Annotated in this window: 16 protein-coding genes and 1 pseudogene; 11 read left to right on the top strand and 6 right to left on the bottom strand. The window is 73.9% G+C overall.

All coding sequences use genetic code 11. The annotated features are described in order from the left end of the window. Window positions 1-2: 2 nt before the first annotated feature. The 5 genes from TU30_RS22115 (at window position 3) to TU30_RS22095 (ending at window position 6,870) form a co-directional block, all read left to right on the top strand. Entirely contained in the window at window positions 3-866 is an 864-nt protein-coding gene (locus TU30_RS22115) for a transglutaminase-like domain-containing protein (RefSeq protein ID WP_042172696.1), read from the top strand. Between the two features lie 117 nt (window positions 867-983). Continuing rightward, window positions 984-1,457 carry a MarR family winged helix-turn-helix transcriptional regulator gene (locus TU30_RS22110; protein ID WP_042172693.1) on the top strand — a complete coding sequence of 158 codons (474 nt, stop codon included), beginning with the start codon at window positions 984-986 and terminating at the stop codon, window positions 1,455-1,457. 315 nt (window positions 1,458-1,772) lie between these two features. Further along, window positions 1,773-3,410, top strand: a complete 1,638-nt coding sequence (locus TU30_RS22105; protein WP_042172691.1) for an MFS transporter — start codon at window positions 1,773-1,775, stop codon at window positions 3,408-3,410. A 308-nt stretch (window positions 3,411-3,718) separates the two neighbouring features. Further along, window positions 3,719-6,490 (top strand): LuxR C-terminal-related transcriptional regulator, encoded by a 2,772-nt coding sequence (locus TU30_RS22100; RefSeq protein ID WP_042172854.1) that lies wholly within the window; start codon window positions 3,719-3,721, stop codon window positions 6,488-6,490. Window positions 6,491-6,672: 182 nt separating this feature from the next. Beyond that, window positions 6,673-6,870 (top strand): hypothetical protein, encoded by a 198-nt coding sequence (locus tag TU30_RS22095; RefSeq protein ID WP_042172689.1) that lies wholly within the window; start codon window positions 6,673-6,675, stop codon window positions 6,868-6,870. Window positions 6,871-6,969: 99 nt separating this feature from the next. Here the strand turns inward: TU30_RS22095 and TU30_RS22090 are convergent, their stop codons facing one another. Then, window positions 6,970-8,379 carry a DUF2252 domain-containing protein gene (locus TU30_RS22090; RefSeq protein WP_042172687.1) on the bottom strand — a complete coding sequence of 470 codons (1,410 nt, stop codon included), beginning with the start codon at window positions 8,377-8,379 and terminating at the stop codon, window positions 6,970-6,972. A 154-nt stretch (window positions 8,380-8,533) separates the two neighbouring features. Between TU30_RS22090 and TU30_RS22085 the strand changes: the two genes are divergently transcribed. Continuing rightward, window positions 8,534-8,977, top strand: coding sequence for an SHOCT domain-containing protein (locus TU30_RS22085; protein WP_042172685.1), 444 nt, complete (start codon window positions 8,534-8,536; stop codon window positions 8,975-8,977). A 68-nt stretch (window positions 8,978-9,045) separates the two neighbouring features. After that, entirely contained in the window at window positions 9,046-9,483 is a 438-nt protein-coding gene (locus TU30_RS22080; RefSeq protein WP_042172683.1) for a hypothetical protein, read from the top strand. A 58-nt stretch (window positions 9,484-9,541) separates the two neighbouring features. Here TU30_RS22080 and TU30_RS22075 read toward each other — a convergent pair whose 3' ends face one another. From TU30_RS22075 to mshB, 3 genes are all read right to left on the bottom strand, one after another. Further along, the gene (locus tag TU30_RS22075; RefSeq protein WP_042172681.1) at window positions 9,542-11,977 is read right to left on the bottom strand and encodes a membrane protein; all 2,436 of its coding nucleotides are present in this window, start codon (window positions 11,975-11,977) and stop codon (window positions 9,542-9,544) included. A 195-nt stretch (window positions 11,978-12,172) separates the two neighbouring features. Further along, window positions 12,173-12,601: a DUF6113 family protein gene (locus TU30_RS22070; RefSeq protein ID WP_042172679.1), complete on the bottom strand. Its 429-nt coding sequence runs from the start codon at window positions 12,599-12,601 to the stop codon at window positions 12,173-12,175. Continuing rightward, complete coding sequence (gene mshB / locus TU30_RS22065; RefSeq protein WP_042172677.1) at window positions 12,598-13,500, bottom strand: N-acetyl-1-D-myo-inositol-2-amino-2-deoxy-alpha-D-glucopyranoside deacetylase; 903 nt, start codon at window positions 13,498-13,500, stop codon at window positions 12,598-12,600. Before mshB ends, TU30_RS22070 begins: the two co-directional genes overlap by 4 nt. A gap of 73 nt (window positions 13,501-13,573) precedes the next feature. Between mshB and TU30_RS32985 the strand changes: the two genes are divergently transcribed. From TU30_RS32985 to TU30_RS22050, 4 genes are all read left to right on the top strand, one after another. Beyond that, window positions 13,574-14,038, top strand: a complete 465-nt coding sequence (locus TU30_RS32985; protein ID WP_052479886.1) for a hypothetical protein — start codon at window positions 13,574-13,576, stop codon at window positions 14,036-14,038. 29 nt (window positions 14,039-14,067) lie between these two features. Continuing rightward, entirely contained in the window at window positions 14,068-15,090 is a 1,023-nt protein-coding gene (locus TU30_RS32980; RefSeq protein WP_052479885.1) for a leucine-rich repeat domain-containing protein, read from the top strand. Beyond that, window positions 15,026-15,451, top strand: coding sequence for a hypothetical protein (locus TU30_RS22055; RefSeq protein WP_042172676.1), 426 nt, complete (start codon window positions 15,026-15,028; stop codon window positions 15,449-15,451). The genes TU30_RS32980 and TU30_RS22055 overlap by 65 nt, the downstream gene beginning before the upstream one ends. A gap of 361 nt (window positions 15,452-15,812) precedes the next feature. Then, window positions 15,813-16,991 (top strand): Cmx/CmrA family chloramphenicol efflux MFS transporter, encoded by a 1,179-nt coding sequence (locus TU30_RS22050; protein ID WP_042172673.1) that lies wholly within the window; start codon window positions 15,813-15,815, stop codon window positions 16,989-16,991. A gap of 392 nt (window positions 16,992-17,383) precedes the next feature. Here TU30_RS22050 and TU30_RS22045 read toward each other — a convergent pair. Both TU30_RS22045 and TU30_RS22040 read right to left on the bottom strand, forming a co-directional pair. After that, window positions 17,384-18,336, bottom strand: a pseudogene (locus TU30_RS22045) (helix-turn-helix domain-containing protein). Between the two features lie 274 nt (window positions 18,337-18,610). After that, window positions 18,611-19,087: an ATP-binding protein gene (locus TU30_RS22040; protein WP_042172671.1), complete on the bottom strand. Its 477-nt coding sequence runs from the start codon at window positions 19,085-19,087 to the stop codon at window positions 18,611-18,613. Window positions 19,088-19,176: the final 89 nt, after the last annotated feature.

Genomic DNA, 19,176 nt, shown 5'->3' with positions numbered 1-19,176 from the left:
TCATGCGCTCCCCTCACCCCCCGCCCCCGGAACGCTCCGCCGAGCTGCGGCGGCGGTTCGCCGAGGAGGCCAGGTCCGAGCGGCCGGATCTCGCCACGCTGTGCCTGCTGATCGGCGCGCAGGCGGACGGCACGCTGGACGAGGCGGGCATCGACGCCGCCCAGATCGAGCTGGACGCGCTGGCGGGCCGTCTCCCCTACCGGCCCGGCGCCCCGCGCGCGTGGGCGTCGGCGCTGCGGGAGCTGCTGGGCGAGCGGTGCGGTTTCCACGGCACCCCGGGCGACTACCAGCGCCTGGCGTCGTCGCTGCTGCACGAGGTGCTGCGGCGCCGGCGCGGGCTGCCGATCCTGCTGTCGGTGGTGTGGCTGGAGGTCGCCCGACGGGCGGGGGCGCCGGTGTACGGGGTCGGGCTGCCCGGCCACTTCGTGGTCGGCCTCGGGGAGAGTGGCGCGGAGGCGGAGCAGCAGGTGCTCGTCGATCCCTTCGAGGGCGGCCGGGTACTGACCGGGGCCGACACGGAGCTGCTGGTCGCCGGGGCGACGGGGGAGACGCTGGACCCGTCGATGCTGACGCCCGCCGATCCGCTGGAGGTCGTGCTGCGCGTCCTGAACAACGTCCGCGCGTGGGCGGAGGCGCGCCCGGAGCGGTCGGACGTGGCGCTGTGGGCGCTCGACCTGTCCCTGCTGCTCCCCTCCCGGCCGGCGGGGCTGCGATACGAACGGGCCCGGTTGCTGGTGCGGCGCGGCGATGTCCTCGACGGCGCGGAGGAGCTGGAGGCCTACGCCGACGTGGTCGCCGCGGTGGACGAGCCGGCGGCGGACCGGATCCGCGGCGAGGCCCGAGCGGCACGGGCACTGCTCAACTGAGGCCGGCCCCGTCCGTCGCACAGGCCGTACGGGCCACACAGGCCGCATCAGCCGCGCCCGGAGGCCCGCCCGACACCCCGCTCGACATAGGTATGCGCGCATACCTAACATCGACGGGTGTCCATCAGTGGTGCCTCCGAACAGCGCGTCGCACACGTGAGCTCCGAGCTCGCGGCGTGCCTTCCCGTGCTGCACCGGGCCCTGGACCGGCGGGTGGCGAGCGGGTATCCGCACCCGAAGCCGCCCGAGGGGCAGCTCGCGCTGCTGCGCTTCGTCGCGCAGAACGAGGGTGCCACGGTCCGCGAGGCGGCCGAGGCCCTGCTGATGAAGCCGAACAACGTCAGCGCGCTGGTCTCCCAGCTCACCGAGCGGGGCGACCTGGAGCGCCGGCAGGACGGCGTCGACAAGCGGATCGCCCACCTCCACCTCACGGACGTCTCGCGGCGGCGGATCGCCGAGGTCACCGCTCTCGAGGAGAGCCACCTGGGCCGGGCGATGCTGTCCCTCACCGAGGGTGAGCTGGACGCGCTCGGTTCCGCCCTCGGCGCGCTGAACGCGCTGGCCCGGCAGCTCCACTCGGCAGCCCTCTGACGACGGCGTCACCGCCTCGCGCAGCGCGCGTGTTTCCGTGCGTTCCCGCACGTCACCCGATGCAGCGGTGACGTGCTCGTCCGCCTTCCGGCTCGTCCGCCCCCTCGCTGCCCCCTTCCCCCTCCCCCTTTTCCGAGGGCCCTCCTCCCCGGACGGCCCTGTGTGCAGCCCCGTACGCACCGCCCCGCCCTGACCTGCCCTGCCCCGCCCTGTCCTGTCCTCGACCGGCCGGAGGGCGCTCGGGGCCGGCTGTCGGGCCGCGGCCCTGTGCCGTGCGGTCCGTTCGCCCCCTTCGAGAAAGAAACGGCTCTCCTCATGGCGTCCACTCCCGTGGATCACTCCGCCCCCGGCACGGCCGCCCGGCCGACGTTCGAGCGGCTGCGGGCCAATCCCTGGCTCGCGCTGCTCGCCGTGTCGTTCGGTCTGCTCATGGTGCAGCTCGACGGTTCCGTCGTCGCCATCGCCAACCCGGCGATCGGCAAGGACCTCGAGGCCAGCACCGCCGAGCTGCAGTGGGTCACCAACTCCTACCTGCTCGCGCTGGCCGCCTCGATGATCCTCGGCGGCAAGCTCGGTGACCGGTTCGGCCGGCGCTTCCACTACCTCGCCGGCATCGGCGGGTTCGTCGTCACCTCGGTCGCCATCGGCCTGGTCGGCAGCATCGAGGGCGTCATCGGCCTCCGTGCCCTGCAGGGTCTGGCGGGCGGCATCCTGATGCCCAACACCCTGGGCATCCTGCGCGTCGTCTTCCCGCCGAGGAAGTTCGCCCTCGCGGTGGGCGTCTGGGGCATGGTCTCGGCCGTGTCGACCTCACTGGGCCCGATCGTCGGCGGTCTGCTCGTCGAACACGTCAGCTGGGAGTCGGTCTTCTACCTGAACGTGCCGATCGGTCTGGTCGCGCTGCTGTTCAGCGCGGCCGTTCTCGCCGAGTCGAAGAACTCCACCGGTCACCACCGCTTCGACCTCCCCGGCGTCGTCCTGCTGGCCGCGGGGCTGGTCGCGCTCGTCTTCGGCATCGTGAAGGGCGAGACGTGGGGCTGGACCTCGGCCGCGACCCTCGGCTCCATCGTCCTGGGCCTGGCGCTGCTGATCGTCTTCGGCCGGTACGAGACCCGGCAGGAGCACCCGCTGCTGCCGATGCGCCTGTTCCGCAACCGGTCGCTGACCACCAGCTCGGTCATGACCCTGTTGAACTTCTTCGTGCTGCTCGGCGGCATCTTCTTCATCATGCTGTACCTGCAGAACGTGCGCGGGTACACGCCGGTCGAGGCCGGTGTCAGCACGCTGCCGCTGTCGCTCGCCTCGCTGTTCGCCTCTCCGGTCGGCTCCCAGCTGACCACCCGCTTCGGCCCGCGCGTCACGATTCCGCTGGGCCTGGTCCTCTCGGGCACCGCCATGTTCGGCATGCTCTCCTGGAGCGTCGACTCGTCCTACGCCACGATGTGGCCGCCGTTCGTCGCGCTGGGCCTCGGCGTCGGCATCGCGCTGCCCGCCACCGCCGCCGCGATCATCGGCAGCGCACCGGTCGAGGACGGCGGTGTGGCCTCCGGCCTGCAGTCGACCATGCTGCAGATCGGTGGTGCGCTCGGCACCTCGGTGCTGGTCACCGTCATCGCGGACAAGGTCGGTTCCTCGCTGTTCGGTGAGCTGACCACCGCGGGGGTCCCGACGGGCCTGGCGCACGGCCTCGAGCAGGCCGAGGACGCCGTCACGATGGGCATCGCCCCGGTCTCCGGCGACATGTCGGCACAGATCAGGGCCGCGGTCGTCGAGGGCAGCGGCCGGGCGTTCGTCAACGGTCTGCACGCCGCCGTCACCGTCACCGGCGTTCTGTGCCTCATCGGTGCCGTGGCCGCCGTCATCGGCATCAGGAGCCGCGCCGAGGAGATGAAGGACCTGCGCGCCCGGTCGGCCGACGACGAGGAGCCCAGGGTGGTCGTCGCCGCCCACTGAGCACACCACACCACACCACACCGCACCTGCCCGTGCACGGGACGCGGCGCTGCCGGTCCCGGGCCGGAACCGGGCCGGAACCGGCGTGCCGCGCGGGACCGGTGGGAGGCTGGGATGCTGGTGGGGTGAAGCAGCGCGCGTGACGCGGCCGACGGATCTGCGGACGGTGGGTGGTGGTGAGCGCGGTGGCCATCGGCGACATCCCGGAACCGGACCGGGAACCGGACGGCGGGTCGAAGGGTGAGCCGGGCAGTGAACCGGGCGGCGGCCCCCAAACCCCCGGGGTCGACCCCCGGGGCGACCCGTTCCTGCGGACCCGTTACGCCCTTCCCCCCAGGCCCGTCACCTTCCTGCGGCGGGAGCGTCTGACCCGGCATCTCGACGGTGCCCTGACCACTCCCCTGACGATCGTCAACGGGGCGGCCGGCGCCGGGAAGACCCTGCTCGTCGCGGACTGGGCGGCCCGTCTCGGGCGTCCGGTGGCCTGGTTCACCACCGACGCGGAGGAGCTGCGCCCCGGCGTGTTCTGGGCGTACGTCCTCGAAGCCCTGCGTGCCGCCGGGGCGCCGGTGCCCGCGGCGGTGGGCTCGCCCGCCGACCCGGGCAGGGTGGACGAGACGCTGCTGAACCGGCTGGCAGCAGAGCTGAACGGCCCGACGACGGCCGGGCGGCCGGCGGTCCTGGTGCTCGACGGGTTCGACCGGGTCGCCGCACCGGAGACGGCCGCCCAGCTGGAGTTCGTGCTGCGGCACGCGGGGCCGGGCCTGCACCTGGTCGTGGTGTCCCGTACGGAACCGCTGCTGCCGCTGCACCGCTACCGGGCTGCCGGGGAGCTGACGGAGATCCGGGACGCGGAGCTGGCGTTCACCGCGCGGGAGGCCGGGGAACTCCTCGGCCGGCACGGTCTGTCCCCGCCCGCGGCCGTCGTGGACGCCCTCGTGGACCGCACCCGGGGGTGGGCCGCCGGGCTGCGTCTGTGCGCGCTGGCCGCGCGGGAGAGCCCCGAACCGGAGACGTACCTGAAGGAGTTCGAGGCCGGGCAGAGCGCGGTGGCCGACTTCCTGCTGGCGGAGGTGCTGGACATCCAGCCGCCCGGTACGCAGGACCTGCTGCTGCGGGTCAGCGTCCTGGAGCGGTTCGGCCCCGGCCTGGCGAACGCGCTGACCGGGCGCTCCGACGCCGGGACCGTGCTGGACTCGCTGCACCACCGCAACGCGTTCGTGCAGCATCTCGGGCACTCCTGGTACCGGTTGCACCCGCTCTTCGCAGAGATCCTGCGGGCGCATCTGGAGGTGCGGCACCCCGGTCTGGCGCCGGAGCTCCACCGGCGCGCGGCGCGCTGGCTGAAGGACGCGGGGTTCCTCCCGGAGACGCTCGTCCACGGCGCCGCCGCCGGTGACTGGGAGTTCGCCGCCGGCACCCTGGTCGGCGATCTGGCCGTCGGCCAGCTGTTCACCGGGCTGCGCTCGGCCGGCCTGCACGACCTGTTCTCCCGCATGCCGACCGGGGCCGGCGGCCCCGCGCCGGAACTCGTACGGGCGGCCGGCGACCTCGCCCGCGGCGACCTGGAGCGGGGCACGGTCCATCTGGAGCGGGCCGGGAAGCTGCTGGCCGGCGACCTCCTGGGCCAGCGGGGCGGGGAGGGGCAGGACGATCCGGAGGGCCTGAAGGGCGACCGGGAAGCCGCGCGGCTGTGCTGGGCGCTGCTCGAGGTGTACGCCGCCCGGCTGGCGGGGTCGTCGCCGCGCGCGGAGCGGGCCGTCCGGCTGGCTCGGGAGCTGCGCGGTGCCGTGCCGGCCGAGTTGCTGGACCGGCATCCCGAGCTGACCGCGCTGCTGCTGGCGCATCTGGGTTCGACCCGGCTGTGGACGGGCCGTTTCGAGGACGCCCGGATGGCCCTGAGCGCGGCCGTGGCGGGCCCCGGCGGGACGTCGACGGCGCTCCCCAGGGAGGACGCCCTGGCCCATCTCGCGCTGATCGACCAGCTCAACGGCTGGCCGGGCCGGGCGGAGCACAAGGCGTCCCGGGCGTTGGCGGAGACCGCGCGGTACGGCCTTCCCGGCCCGCCCGGCCCGCCCGGCACCGGTCTGGAGCGGCTGGTGCTGGCGGCGGTGGCGATCGACCGCGACGAGTTGGACCGGGCCCGGGCACTCCTCGACGAGGCGGCCACCCCCCTGGACGCCGTACCGCGTGCCGCGGCCCGCTCCGCGTCGCCTCCCGCCTCGCACGACGCGCGCGCCGCACACGACCTGCACGCCCACGCCCCGGTCGGCCCGGCCGACCCGGTCACCTCAGCGGTGCGGGCCGTCGTCACGGCCCGGCTGCTGCTGGCCCGGGGCGACCCGCGCGTCGCGCATGCCGCGCTCAGGGCGGCCGTCGGCGCCACACACCCCGACGCGACCGCCGCCCTCACCACCGAGGCGCCCTCGCCCTGGCTGCGGGGCCAGGCGGCGCTGGTGACGGCCGCCGCGCACCTGGCCGAGGGGCGGCCGAGGGCAGCCGCCGAAGCGCTCCGCGAGGTGCCCCTCGACCAGCCGGCCTGTGTCGTGGAGGCCGCCCGGATGCAGCTCGCGGCGGGCGATCCCCGCGCGGCGGGCGGCCTGCTCGACGCGCTGCACGGCACGGACCGGACCGGCCCCGGGGTGTCCGTACGGGCCGCACTCGTACGGGCCCGAAGCGGCCACCTGGCGGGAGACACGGCCACGGCCCGCCGGTGGCTGGCGGTGGCGCTGCGCGGCGCCCGGCACGAGCATCTGCGGCGCCCCTTCGTGGAGGCGGGGCCGTGGTCCGGGCCGCTGCTGGACACGGACCCGCTGCGGGGGCTGGCCGCGGGCTGGCTCGTCACCGGGTCCGCGGACGTGCCGCCGTCAGGCGTGAAGGAGCCGGTGGAGGAACTGAGCGGCCGGGAGCGGGACGTGCTGCGGCGGCTGGCCCGGCTGATGACGACCGAGGAGATCGCCGCCGACCTGTACGTGTCGGTCAACACGGTGAAGACCCACCTCAAGAGCGTCTACCGGAAACTCGACGTCAACCGCCGCGCCGACGCCGTACGCCGGGCCCGCGCCCTGCGGCTGCTGTGAAGCCCCGCCCCTCCCCACCCCCTCCCCACCCCCTCCCCATCCGCTCCCCACTCGCGCCGCGTCGCCCTGCCCCCTCACCTGCCCCGGGTGAGGGCGTACGGCCGCCCCGGGGGGACGATCGCAGGACAGGGGCAGTCCGCTCTGTCGCCCGCGCCCGAGCGGTGGGAGGGGAGGAGGGCCGCATGCACTACGAGATCCGCGTCGACGGGCAGATGTCCGAGGCGCTGACCGAGTCCTTCCCCGAGCTGGACCACGTCGTGATGCAGGGGCAGACCGTGTTGTTCGGCCATGTCGTCGACGAGGCGCATCTGTACGGGCTGCTGGCCCGCCTGCGTTCGCTGGGCCTGCGCGTGATCGAGATGCGCCCGACTCCTGGGTGACGGCAGCCCCCGCACGACGGCAGGCCCGGGTGACGGACCGCCCCCCTCCCCCCGCGCAACGGCCACCCTTGCCCGACAGCAGGCCCTCGGGTGGGAGTCTCAGAGGCTCTCCGCGGTGAGGCGTCCCGAGCGTACGGCGGCCCCGAGCTTCTCGACGTCCCGTTCGTTGCGGTCGGCGTAGGCCTGGGCGAAACCGGGGAGGGCGCGGTCGAAGCGGTCACCGGCGCCCAGGTAGGCGGCGATCGCGACGGGATCGCCGGAGCGGGCGTGGGCACGGGCCAGGCTGCCTCCGCACCAGCCCCCGAAGAGGGCGAGCGTGCGGGGATCCATGGTTTCCGGCCGGGCGATGCCCTTCCAGTCCCGCAGCTGGCGCACGTAGAAGTCCCGCTGTCTGCCGTCCAGGCCCAGGACGTGGGCCCAGCCCAGGAAGATGTCGCTGGACGTCTGGATCAGGCGCTGCCCGGTCACCACACGGCGGCCCTGGTTGTCGAAGCGTTCGCCGTCCGTGTACGGCGCGAGCACCGACTCCTGCGCCTCCTTGGCCTGGAGCAGCAGCGGATCGTCGTCGTCGCGGCCGAGCAGGAGCAGGATCCAGCAGCGGGTGCCGACACTGCCGACGCCGACCACCTTGCGGGCCGTGTCCACGAGGTGGTAGCGGCTGAGCAGGTGGCGGCGCTCGGAGGAGAGGGTGCCCGCGTAGCCCTCGACGACGGTGCGCAGTTCGCTCTCCTCGCCGTGGCCGCGCGCGTCGGGCAGCAGGTCCTGCAGGGGGGTGATCAGGGGCGGGTCCGGGGTGATCCTCCGGCCCTCGGGGGTGACGCGCGTGAGGCGGTCGACGGCCTGGACGTAGGTGCGGCTGCGGGCCCGCGCGGCGGCCCGGTCGGCACGGCGCCTGACGGAGGGCTCCAGGGAGGAGCCGGGGAGTTCCCGCATCCGGTCGACGTCGTCCTGGGCGTACCAGATGTCCAGGGTGCGCATGCCGGCGAAGCGGCGCATCCGCGCGCGGTACGCCCGGACGCAGGCGGTGACCGCCTCGTTCTGCTGCCGCGTCGAGAAGCCGTTGGCGCGGCCCGCGACGACGAGGCTGGTGGTGAGGCGTTTGACGTCCCATTCGAAGGGGCCGGGGAAGGTCTCGTCGAAGTCGTTGATGTCGAAGACGAGGTGTCGTTCCGGCGAGGCCAGCAGCCGGAAGTTCAGCAGATGGGCGTCGCCGCACAGCTGCACCTCGAGTCCGGTGTGCGGCAGGGCCGCCAGGTCGGCGGCCATGATCGCGGCGGCGCCGCGGTAGAACCGGAACGGCGACTCCAGCATCCGTCCGTACCGGATCGGGACCAGTTCGGGCACCCTGGTGGCCGACTGGTGCGCGAGCACGTCGACCGGGTCGAAGCGGTCGGGTCCGGGGTCGAACAGGCCGTGGGCCGAGCGGGGCACCCGCTTGCGGGCCGCCCGGCCGTGGTCGGTCCGCCCGGCCGGTGAGAGAGCCGCGGCGACGGCACCCGGTGCGGTCATGATCCGCCCTCCTGGCTTCGGCGTACGTCCGCACTCCAGCCCACCGCGGGCCGGGGCCTGCGGGATCACCCGTCAGGGGTGAGGCCGCACGGACGCGGCCGGGGGCAGCCTGGATCCGGCACGCACCACCACCCGTGCCGGACGGAGGAGAGCCATGAGCTCCGCGACCTACCTCGCGTACGACTATCCCCTGCTCGGGGCCTTCTGGACGATGCTGCTGCTGTTCCTGTGGGTCACGTGGTTCGTCCTGCTGTTCCGGGTCGTCGTCGACATCTTCCGGGACGACTCGCTGAGCGGTTGGGCCAAGACCGGATGGATGGTCTTCGTCATCGTGCTGCCCTTCCTCGGCGTGTTCGTCTACGTCGTCGCCCGCGGCCGGAACATGGGCCGGCGGGAGATCGCGCAGGCCCGTGCGCAGCAGCAGGCGTTCGACAGTTACGTCAGGGAGACGGCGTCGGGCCACGGCGGGCAGGCCGACACCGTCGGCGAACTGCACCGGCTGGCCGAGATCCGCTCGCGCGGCGACCTCACCGACGAGGAGTTCGACCGGGCCAAGGAACTGGTGCTCAGCGGACACGGCACGGGACAGACCCGCTGACCGCACACGCACACACACGCACACGCACACGCACACACACCCGTACGACGAACGAAAGGTGCGGCGACATGGCTTCGACTCACGCCCATCAGGCACAGGCGCGGACACGTGCACGCACGTCCTCCGCCAAGCGCGAGTGGGCCGGCGGACTGACCGTCTTCGGCGGCGTCATGCTGATGCTCGCCGGAATCCTGAACATCGTCCGGGGCATCGCGGGGATCGCCGAGGACGACGTCTTCGTGGCCACGGAGAACTACGTCTTCGCGTTCGACCTCACGGCCTGGGGCTGGATCCACCTGGCCCTGGGGGCATTGGCCGTGCTCATCAGCGTGGGGCTGTTCCAGGCCGGCACGTGGGCACGGGTGGCCGGTGTGGCGATCGGCGGGCTCGTCATGATCGCCAACTTCGTCTCCCTGCCGTACGCCCCGGTCTGGTCGGTCGTGATGATCGCCCTCTCCGGCGCCATGATCTGGGCGCTGTGCACGGTGCGGCCCGGGGACACCTGAGCCCCGCACGACGGGTGTCGTACGGGGCTCGGTCGGCGGCCCGGGGCCGGTCCCGGCTTCAGCTGGGGTCGGTCTCGATCACGGCGACGCGGTCGCTGGTGCTCTGGAGCGCCGGGCGCAGGGCGCCGATCACGTCCTCGACGGTGACGGGGGTCTTCTCCCCGTTGCCGCGGGTGATGAGCACGCCGTCGAAGACGTCGCCGTAGAGCTCCTGGAGCGCCTTCCGGTCGTAGAACTCGACCAGTTTGCCGTCCTGCGCCTTGACGCCGAGGAACTTCCACAGCGAGTTCTCCGGGCTGAAGGCGATGCTCTGCCCGGTCTCGGTCTGGACCGTGACCAGGCCGGACATCGCCGGCTCGGCGAACTCCTTCATCATCCGGTCGACCTCGGCCTTGGACACCGTGGGGTCCTGGGTGGTCGTCGGCACCGTCACCGCGGACGAGGAGCCGGTCTCCACCTGGGTCCGGTACGCCTCCTCGACCGCCGCGGTCGACCTGTCGGCGTCGATGCCCGCGCCGGGCTTGCCGTAGACGGGGACGGCCCTGCCGGACTCGAACCTGATCGTGCCGTCGTTGCCGGAGCCGCCCGCCGCATCGAGGGCGGCGTGCAGCTTCTCCTCGTCGACGGGGATGACGGGGTCGACGACGCGGCTGTTGCCGAAGAGGGAGCCGATGACGGAGACCGGGTTGTAGTCGCTCCGGGCCGCCGCGCCGACGGTGGCGGCTGTGTCGAGCTGCAGTCCGGCGTTGTCCGGCTCGAGTTCGACGGTCTTGTCGCCGACGGTCAGCTTGAGCGGCTTGTCCAGCCGGTCGGCGAGAGCCTGGTCGAGCGTCTTCACGGCCTCGTCGCGGGTGCCGCCGCCGATGTCGACGCCGAGCACGGTGGTGCCCTTGGGCACGTCGGAGTGGTTCATCAGCAGACCGGCGCCGTAGGCGACACCGGCGAGCAGGAACACGCCGCCGACGAGCAGGGGGAGCTTGCGGCGGCCCTTCTTCTTCGGCGCCTTCGAGGAGGTCGCCGGGGGCCGGGTGACCGGATCGGGCAGCCTGGGCGGCGTGTGCGTGCCGGGGGCCCCGAAGGGGTCGCCCGCGTCGAAGGAGGCGCTCGCCGGGACGACCGGGATGCCGCTGGTGACGGCCTGCCCGGAGACGTCGTCGTGGCGGGCTCCGTAGCCGGGGGTGTCCTGCTCGTGGGCGGGGAGCTGCGGGGTGAGGCTCGCGGTGTCGTCGCTCAGCCCACCGCCGGGGCGGGGGCCGCCACGGGCATCGCGCGGGCCGCTGCCGGGCGGCAGGTCCAGCGGGCCGGTCCGGCCGTTCTGACCTGTCTGACCGGTGACGGGCCCAGTCGTGGCACCACCCGAACCACCGAAACCACCGGGTCCACCCAGACCACCGGGACCCCCCGGACCGGCAGGTCCACCGGTACCGGCAGGTCCGCCGGGTCCGCCCTGACCGCCGTACGGCGCCTGACCGGGGTGACCCGCCTGACCGGGGTGGCCCGCCTGACCGTTCCGCGCTTCGAGGTCGTCGTCCGTGAAGAACGGCGTGCCGTCGAGGCGCGGTTCGCCGCCGCTGTTCCCGCCCGCGTCCGGGTGCTGGTCGCCCGGACGGGCACCGCCGTTGCCGCGCGGGCCGCCGGCCAGCGCCTCGGTCACGTCGAAGGAGCCGGTGCCGCCGCCGTGCCCGGGGGCGACCGGTCCGCCGGTCGCGCCGGAGAGCCCGGAGCCGTTGCCGCCGCCGGGTGCGGAACCGTTCGTGCCGCGGGGACCACCGGGGGCACCCGGGCCACCGGGCCGGGAGCCGCCGCCCGTCACGCTCATGCCGCCGCCCACGCCGGGCGGACGTCCACCCGGACGCGTACCGCCGCCGGAAGTACCGGACGGGCCCGAAGGTCCGGCCGCGCCGAGTGCCCGAGGGCCGCCCGCGGGACCCGAACCACCCGCCGGACCGGCTCCGTTGCCGGAGCCGCCGCCCGCAGCGCCCTTGCCCGGACCGGACTTGCGCGGCGCGAACCACTCGCTGGTCGGCTTGTCCGGCGGGGCCGCCTGCTGCGGCACGGACGCCTGCGGCGCGCCCTGCGGGCCGCCCTGCGCGGCAGCGGCGGGAGGCTCGACGGCACCGGGGCCGTGGCCGGTGCCGTTGCCGACGCCCGGCGTCCGGGGGGAACCCGGTGCCGGGGCCTGGGTGTTGGCCCCGCCCCGGTCCCGGTTCCGGTCCGCGCCCTGGGTGTCGGCGTCGTCCGTGCCTTCGCCGCCCGTGACGGTCTTGCGCACGACGACCGGCGGAATGGGCCGGGAACCGGGGATGTTGATCCGGATTCTGGTCGTCAGCGTGGTCTCGGTCTTGCGGTCGTCCGGACGCTGCTCGGCAGGCCGGCCCGCGGCCGCCGCCTCACCCGGAACCGCCGGGATCCCGTAGGGCGGGGTGCCCGACGGATAGGCGGCTCCGCCGCGCCCGTTGGGCCCGTTGGACGGGGTGTCAGTTTCACGACTCAAGGCAGGTTCTCCTGGTTGGCTCCGCCGCCCGTCACGACCTCACGGTGGGGGTCTCCCCCCACTCGACCGGAGCCGAGAGTTCGGGGAGGCTCAACGGCGCGCGCACCACCATACTGGCCACATCCGGCCGGTATCTCCTGACCGGGGCGGAAACCCCCACCGGACCCGTGCACGCCACCGCGGCGAAGCGGTATGTCATTTCCCAAGTCGGACGGGAGCGCCGCCTGGTTGCCGCCCCGGGGCGAGGGTGGCACACATCACAGCGACGGCGATGCCGCCGAGCAGGAAGAGGTAGGAGCCGGCTCCCGCGGCGAACACGAAGTCGCCTTCCGGCCGGCTGGCGGTGAGCAGGAGGACGACGAGCACCCAGCCGCCGGCGGCCGACGCGGCCCCGGCCCGGCTGCGCAGCGCGAGCGCCCCGCCCAGGCAGAGTCCGGCCTCGGCGGCGAGGGCGAGCAGCAGCCCGCCCGGGAACCACCCGGGCTGCACCAGCGTCCCGGCCACTCCGACCACGGCGCCGAGCAGGAACAGCCCCACGCAGGCGGCGATCCGCCCGACGGAGGGCAGCCGCAGCGGCTGGGCCAGCGCCGAGACCGGCGCGTTCCCGTTCGTCCGGCCGCTCACGACTCCTCCCCGGCCCCGGACGCCGTACCGGACCCGCCCCCGACTCCGACTCCGGCGAACAGGTCGTTCTCCCGGCCGGGGGCCCGCGCACCGCGCACCAACTCGTAGTACTCGGTGGTGAACAGCGGCTGGGCGAGTGCGTTGGAGAGCACGAAGTACGGCGCGTACGGCTCGGCGACCGTGATCTGGGTGGCGTGGGCGCGCATCGCGGCGGCCTTGGCGGCGGCGTACGCGGTGCCGTCGATCTCGGTGGTGACCCGTTCGTCGTCGACGACACCGGGGACGTCACCGACCTCGCCCGCCGTGTCGAACGGCAGCCCGGGCAGTGCGTCGTCCAACCGCGCGAAGGCGGCCTCGGCGACGGAGCGGGGCACCCGGTTCCAGTAGACCTTGGGGATGTCCCAGCCGTCTTCGGCGGCGAGTTCGACGGCGCGCATGGCGACGCGGTGCGCCTGGACGTGGTCGGGGTGCCCGTAGCCGCCGTGGTCGTCGTAGGTGACGAGCACCTGGGGCCGGACCTCGAGGATCACCTCGGCGAGGAGGCCGGCGGCCTGGTCGACGTCGGCCTGCCAGAAGCAGCCGGGGTCGTCGTTGTCGGGCAGGCCCGTCATCCCGGAGTCGCTGTAGCGTCCGGCGCCGCCGAGCAGCCGGACGTCGTCGACGCCGAGGGCGCGCATCGCCCCGGTCAGCTCCCCCATCCGGTGCTGCCCGAGAGCGGCACCGCTCAGGTGGGCGAGCTCGGGCGGGATGACCTCGCCCCGCTCACCGAGCGTGCAGGTGACCAGCGTCACCTGCGCGCCCTCGGCGGCGTAGCGGGCCATGGTGGCCCCGTTGTTGATCGACTCGTCGTCCGGGTGGGCGTGCACCAGCAGCAGCCGCCGAGCAGGCAGTTCCGTCATGGGCCCAGCCTACGAGGCGCCCGGCCGGGGTGCGGGCGCGGCGTTGTCACACCCCGCCCTTGGGTTGCGTTCCATGACTTCGAACCGCTCCGGCGCGGCGTCCCGGCTCGACCGGTACCGGGCGCTCCTGGACCAGGGGAACGCCTCACCGACCCGCGCCCGCAAGGCCGTCCGGGACCTCCTCCTGTTGCCGGAGGGCGGGGAGGCGCTGGAACTGGCCGCCCGGTTCGCCCGGACGGCGGAGTACGGCTCGCAGGCCCTGCTGCGGTTGTGGCCGGCTGCCGCCGATCCGGACGGCTTCTGCGCACACCTGCTCGCCCCCGCCCTCACCCGCGAGGGGCTGACCGAGCTGCGGTTGCGCCGCATGACGTCTCTCCGTGGTCTGCGGCACCTCACCATGCTCCGCACGCTGCGTGTCGACCGATGCACGCGGTTGACGGACCTCACCGACGTCGGCGCCCTCACCGGGTTGACCGACCTCGACCTGGGCGGCTGCCCGGACGGGACCTCACTCCGCTCGGCGGCCTCACGGGGCTGACCCGGCTCGGCCTGCGCGGGTGCCGGCGCGTGGAGGACGTCACCCCGCTGCTGACGCTGGGCTCGCTGCGCGAACTGGACCTGGGCATGACCGGGGTGCGCTCCGCCGTCGGCTTCGGTTCCGCGTTTCCCGCGCTGGAAAGGCTGTCGCTCCACGGCTGCGGGGAGTTCGAGGAGGCACGTCGGCTGTCCGGGCTGCCCCGACTCACCGTCCTCGACCTCGACGGCACCGGAATCCGGGACCTGAGCGGGCTGGGCGACCTCCCCGCACTCACCGGCCTGGCCCTGAGCGACTGCCGCCGCCTCCGCGGCCTGGAGGGCATCGACGGACTGGCCGCTCTGCGGCACCTGCGCGTCGTCGGCGCCCCGGCTCTGAGGACGCTCGGCGGACTCGGGACGCACTCCGGCCTCACCTCGTTCGGCGTCGACGCCTGTGCCGGACTGACCGACCTGAGCTCCCTGTCCGGCCTGACGTCCCTGACCCTGCTGAGCGTGCGGCAGTGCGAACGACTCATGCCCCTCAAGGGTGTTGAAGGTCTCCCCCACCTGGCGGCCGTGACGCTCGAGGGCTGCCCCTCCCTGCGGGACTTCTCCGCGCTTGCCGCCTTGCCCGCCCTCGGGGAACTGGAGATCCGGGACTGCGACCGGCTGGAGGACCTGGAGTCCCTGGGCACCCTCGCCCGGCTGACCGAGCTGCGGGTCCACCAGTGCCACGGTTTCCGGACCCCGGGTGATCCCTGCGGTCTGCCGATGCTGCGCAGGCTCTACCTCTTCCGCTGCCCCTCCCTGACCGACATCGACCGTGTCAACGGTCTGCCGTCGATGGAGACGCTCTCGGTGCGGGACTGCCCCGCGCTCACGGACCTCGGCGGCCTGGCCGGCTCGCCGCTGACCAGGCTTATCGTCCACGGCATGCCGGACCTGGTGTTGCTGCGCGCCCTGGAAGCGTGTCCCGGGCTGCGGACGCTGTGCCGTCACGGTGGGGCTGATGCTCGCCGCGCGCCGTTTCCTTCCCTCGTCGGCGGGAGGGCCGTTCCCTCTCGACCGACGTAGGCGGTTCCATCAGATCAACGGGCTCCAGTGGCTGCTGATCATCGCCATCGCCGCAGTCTGCGGTCATGTCGGCGTACCGGTGCTCATCCCCCCGCTGGTCGCGGTTGGCGTCGGGCTCCACTTCCTGCCGTTGGCGGCGGTGTTCGAGCAGCCCCGACTGCGCCTGCCGGCGGCCCTGCTGACCGCTTCCGGGGCAACGGGCGTGACCGTCTGGCTCGCGAACGGCCCGGACGAGACCGTTCGCCTCGTGGTGGGCCTCAGTTCCGCGCTCTCCCTGTGGGGCATGGCGACATGGACGGTCGCGGGGACCGCATCCGCTGCCGAACCGGGGGCGGGGCATGAGGGATCCGGCAGCGTGTGACAGCGCCACCCCGCCTTGGTGGCAGGGCGAGTACCAGCACCGGTCCGACCGCTCACCACCAGACCGGCGAGCCTTCACGGTCAGAGCACCAGGTGGGGCGGGACATGACGTGATGGCACAGGCCAATGCCGGTGAAGCGACGTGTTTCGACGGGCGTCGGTCAGGTAGTGTGCGAGCCATGTCGAGTCCTGAGTCGGACGAGGTGGGGGCTTTCGGTCACGCCGTCAGCCCCCTGAACCACTGAGCTCGTAGCTCTGCCGTCGCGCCGCGTTCCGTGGTGGGACGGCTGTGCCCCGGGGGCTGGCCGCGGTGACGGGATGACCTTCTCGTGCCTCTCCTCACCTCACCTCGGAGCCACTCGATGCCTCTCCCGCTGTACCTGCTCGCCATGGCGGTCTTCGCCATGGGCACCTCGGAGTTCATGCTCGCCGGCCTCCTGCCGGACATCGCCTCGGATCTCGACGTCACCGTCGGGACAGCCGGCATGCTCACCCCGGCCTTCGCGATCGGCATGGTCGTCGGTGCCCCTCTCGTGGCCGCGCTTGCCCGCGACTGGCCCAGGCGCTCCAGCCTTCTCGGGTTCATCCTCGCTTTCGCGTCGGCCCACGCCATGGGCGCCCTCACCACGAGCTTCCCGGTCCTGTTCGCCACCCGGATCGTCGCCGCGCTCGCGAACGCAGGGTTCCTCGCGGTCGCTCTGACGGCTGCCGCCACGCTGGTCTCTCCCGACAGGAAGGGACGCGCGCTGGCCGTGCTGCTGTCAGGCACCACGGTGGCCGTGATCGCCGGTGTCCCCGGTGGGTCGGTGCTCGGCACACTGCTCGGCTGGCGGGCCACGTTCTGGGCCGTCGCCGCACTCTGCCTGCCCGCGGCTCTCGGCGTCCTGAAGGGGATCCCGAGGGGACGCGGGCAGGAAGAGACGGCCGGCGGGCCGGTCCTGCGGGCGGAGCTCGCCCAGCTCACCAGGCCGCCGTTGATTCTGGTGATGCTGCTCGGCGCGCTGGTGAACGCGGCGACCTTCGCAAGCTTCACCTTCCTCGCCCCCGTCGTGACCGACACCGCCGGACTGGGCGAGCTGTGGATCCCTGTCGTTCTGGTGCTCTTCGGTGCGGGTTCCTTCGCCGGGGTCACCCTCGCCGGCCGGCTGTCCGACCGGCGTCCCGGCGCGGTCATCGCAGTCGGTGGTCCCCTGCTGCTCATCGGCTGGCCGGCCCTGGCGGTGCTGGCCGACGAGCCGGTCGCCCTGTTCATCCTCGTGTTCGTGCAGGGTGCGCTGTCGTTCGCGCTGGGCGGCACGCTGATCACGCGGGTCCTCTACGAGGCCGCGGGAGCTCCCACCATGGCCGGCTCGTATGCGACGGCCGCACTCAACGTCGGCGCCGTCGTCGGACCCCTCGTCGCCGCGACCACCCTCAGCACCACGGCCGGGAACCTCGGGCCGCTGTGGGCAAGCGGACTGCTCGTCGCGATCACCCTGCTCACCGCGTTCCGCTTCCGCGCCGTGGTCGCGGTCGGCCGCACCGCCGAGGTGGTCCGGTGACGCACTCGAACGCCCCCTGACTGTCGAGGGACACCGAAGACTCGGGGCCGGACACATCCCCGACGGCGACGGACGGCGAGCCCGCGGACGTGACTTCGAACGGGTTGGGGCCGCCCGGCGCGCGAAGACCGCCGGCGCCAAGGGCGGGTACGTCCACCCGCGCTCCGCCGCCGGCGGGTTCTCCCGCCTGGCATCCGCCGAGCCCCTCCCCGACGAGAAGGCCGCCGCCACCGTGGCGTTCTTCAGCCGCGCCCGCGCGTTCCTCGCCGCCCACGGCATCCACCGGATGGTACGCGCGGCCACCGACAACGGCGCCACCTGCCGCACCGCGGTCTTCATGAGCTCCCCGGCCCCGTGGGCCTCCCGCCACCCACGTCATGGCCGCAACACGACTAAACGGCTTCCTCGCACTCGGTTCGGCAGTCGCGGCAGCGGTCGGGGCCCGGGACGGGGGCGCGGAAGCCGCGGTCGCAGCCGTCGCAGTTGCGCACCTTGGTCTCGACGGGCGGCGCACCGGCCGGTGCGCGGAACGGGGGCGGGGGTGGCAGCTGGGCCGTCAGGCGGTGGGCCAGGAGAGCGGCGGGACGGCGTACGCCCTCGGGCGGCAGGTCGGCGGTCAGGGCGCGGCGTACGGCGGCGGGGGTGACGTCCCGCTCCAGCCAGGCGGCGACGCCGGGGGTCAGGTGGGCCGTGTCGGCGGCGGAGAGCAACAGGTGAGGGCTGTGGCGATGCAGGTCCGCGAGAAGGTCGGCGGCGGCCTGGAACAACCCGGGGACGGAGCAGCCGGGGTGCGGGACGTCCGGGAGCGGCTTGCGGGGCGCGCGCGTTCCACGGGCTTCTGGCTGCGTACGCTCCTCGCACGCCTCACTCCGCTGCGGTTCCGGCGTCACGGCCGTCACCGCCGTCACCGGGGTGGCTGTGGTGGCCGGAGGGCCGACGGTGAGGGCCGGGACCGGGGCGGGCCCCGGTCCCGGGCGGAGGCGGGTTCGCCCGTGCGGTGGCGGACCGCCGTCGGCTGGTTGCACGAGGTGGTGCGGGTGACGATCCGGCCCGCGGGGGTGCGGACGCGTTCGCGGCGCAGGTAGCCGTGGGTCTCCAGCTCGCGCAGGGCGGCGGCGATCCGGGTGGCCCCCTCGGGGAAACGGGCCGCGAGCGTCCTGATGTCGGCGGGGGCGCCCTTCGGCAGTGACTGGAGGTGGGTACCGAGCCCGATGGCGAGGAGCGGGAGTTCGCCGTGCTGGGCCAGGTGGTTGCCGATCACGGTGAAGCGGGCGGTGTGGCGGGTGTTGTCGTGGACCAGCCCGCCGGTACGGCGCCCCCGGTTCGGGGACTTGTCGCCCGGGATACGGACCTGGGCGCGCGGGGGACACGTTAGGGTTCTGAATACCCATCGGGAAGGTTCTCGCTTCCTCGGTGGTCAGGCCCTCGCCCTGGGACTGCCGTCCCGGCGGGGGCCGTCGCGTGTCTGTCGGTGTGGGTCCTGCGTTGGGCCGAGCCTCGGGCCTGGCGGGCCCCGAAATCCAGCCGGACCGGGGATGTTCACCCTCCCGAGTGAGCGCGGGCCACGGGCGGGAGGGGTGGGGTGTGGTGGGGGTTCTTTCCCCCACGTTCTTTGTCTTTCAGTCGTCAGCGCCACCGGAACCGGCGGGGCCGTGCTCCGGTGGCGCAAGGCTCAACTCCGCCCACACGGTCTTCTGCGGGAACCTCCCCTCCACCACCCCCCAGCGGTCGGCCAGCGCCTCCACGAGCAGCAGCCCACGGCCCGACTCGGCCCCCTCGGCGGGCTCCTGCCGCGCGGGCAGCCGGTCGCCCCGCGTGTCGGTGACCTCGATGCGGAGCGTGGAGCCGACGACGTACAGCGTGAGGCGGAAGCTGCGGCCGGGCTGCCGGCCGTGCGTGGCGGCGTTGGCCGCCAACTCCGCCACCACATGGCCCGCCGCCTCGTGGGGCAGGCCCCAGCTCCGGAGCGCGTCCACCGCGAGCAGGCGGCCCAGCCGGGCCCCGCGCGGGGTGGACGACAACAGCATCGTGGTGTGGCGGACTTCGTGGCCGGGTCGGGTGTCCGTCCCGGTGATCTCCCGAGTTTCCTGATTCACGTCACTCAGCGTGGTCGACCGGACGTACCGTGGAGAGTAATCGCGCTGCTGCGTACGGTGACCGTCCAGGGCTTGTCCGGCGCTGTCCG

It is taken from the genome of Streptomyces sp. NBRC 110035, from assembly GCF_000829695.1.
Classification (GTDB): domain Bacteria; phylum Actinomycetota; class Actinomycetes; order Streptomycetales; family Streptomycetaceae; genus Streptomyces.
Note: the sequence above shows the minus strand (reverse complement) of the source record. Positions and strands in the feature narration are given on the sequence as shown.

What these genes read in the sequence shown, in the direction of transcription:
- TU30_RS22115 (WP_042172696.1), top strand. Translation starts at nt 3, where the DNA reads ATGCGCTCCCCTCACCCCCCGCCCCCGGAACGCTCCGCCGAGCTGCGG.
- TU30_RS22105 (WP_042172691.1), top strand. Translation starts at nt 1,773, where the DNA reads ATGGCGTCCACTCCCGTGGATCACTCCGCCCCCGGCACGGCCGCCCGG.
- TU30_RS22095 (WP_042172689.1), top strand. Translation starts at nt 6,673, where the DNA reads ATGCACTACGAGATCCGCGTCGACGGGCAGATGTCCGAGGCGCTGACC.
- TU30_RS22090 (WP_042172687.1), bottom strand. Translation starts at nt 8,379, where the DNA reads ATGACCGCACCGGGTGCCGTCGCCGCGGCTCTCTCACCGGCCGGGCGG.
- TU30_RS22085 (WP_042172685.1), top strand. Translation starts at nt 8,534, where the DNA reads ATGAGCTCCGCGACCTACCTCGCGTACGACTATCCCCTGCTCGGGGCC.
- TU30_RS22080 (WP_042172683.1), top strand. Translation starts at nt 9,046, where the DNA reads ATGGCTTCGACTCACGCCCATCAGGCACAGGCGCGGACACGTGCACGC.
- mshB (WP_042172677.1), bottom strand. Translation starts at nt 13,500, where the DNA reads ATGACGGAACTGCCTGCTCGGCGGCTGCTGCTGGTGCACGCCCACCCG.
- TU30_RS32985 (WP_052479886.1), top strand. Translation starts at nt 13,574, where the DNA reads ATGACTTCGAACCGCTCCGGCGCGGCGTCCCGGCTCGACCGGTACCGG.
- TU30_RS22055 (WP_042172676.1), top strand. Translation starts at nt 15,026, where the DNA reads ATGCTCGCCGCGCGCCGTTTCCTTCCCTCGTCGGCGGGAGGGCCGTTC.
- TU30_RS22050 (WP_042172673.1), top strand. Translation starts at nt 15,813, where the DNA reads ATGCCTCTCCCGCTGTACCTGCTCGCCATGGCGGTCTTCGCCATGGGC.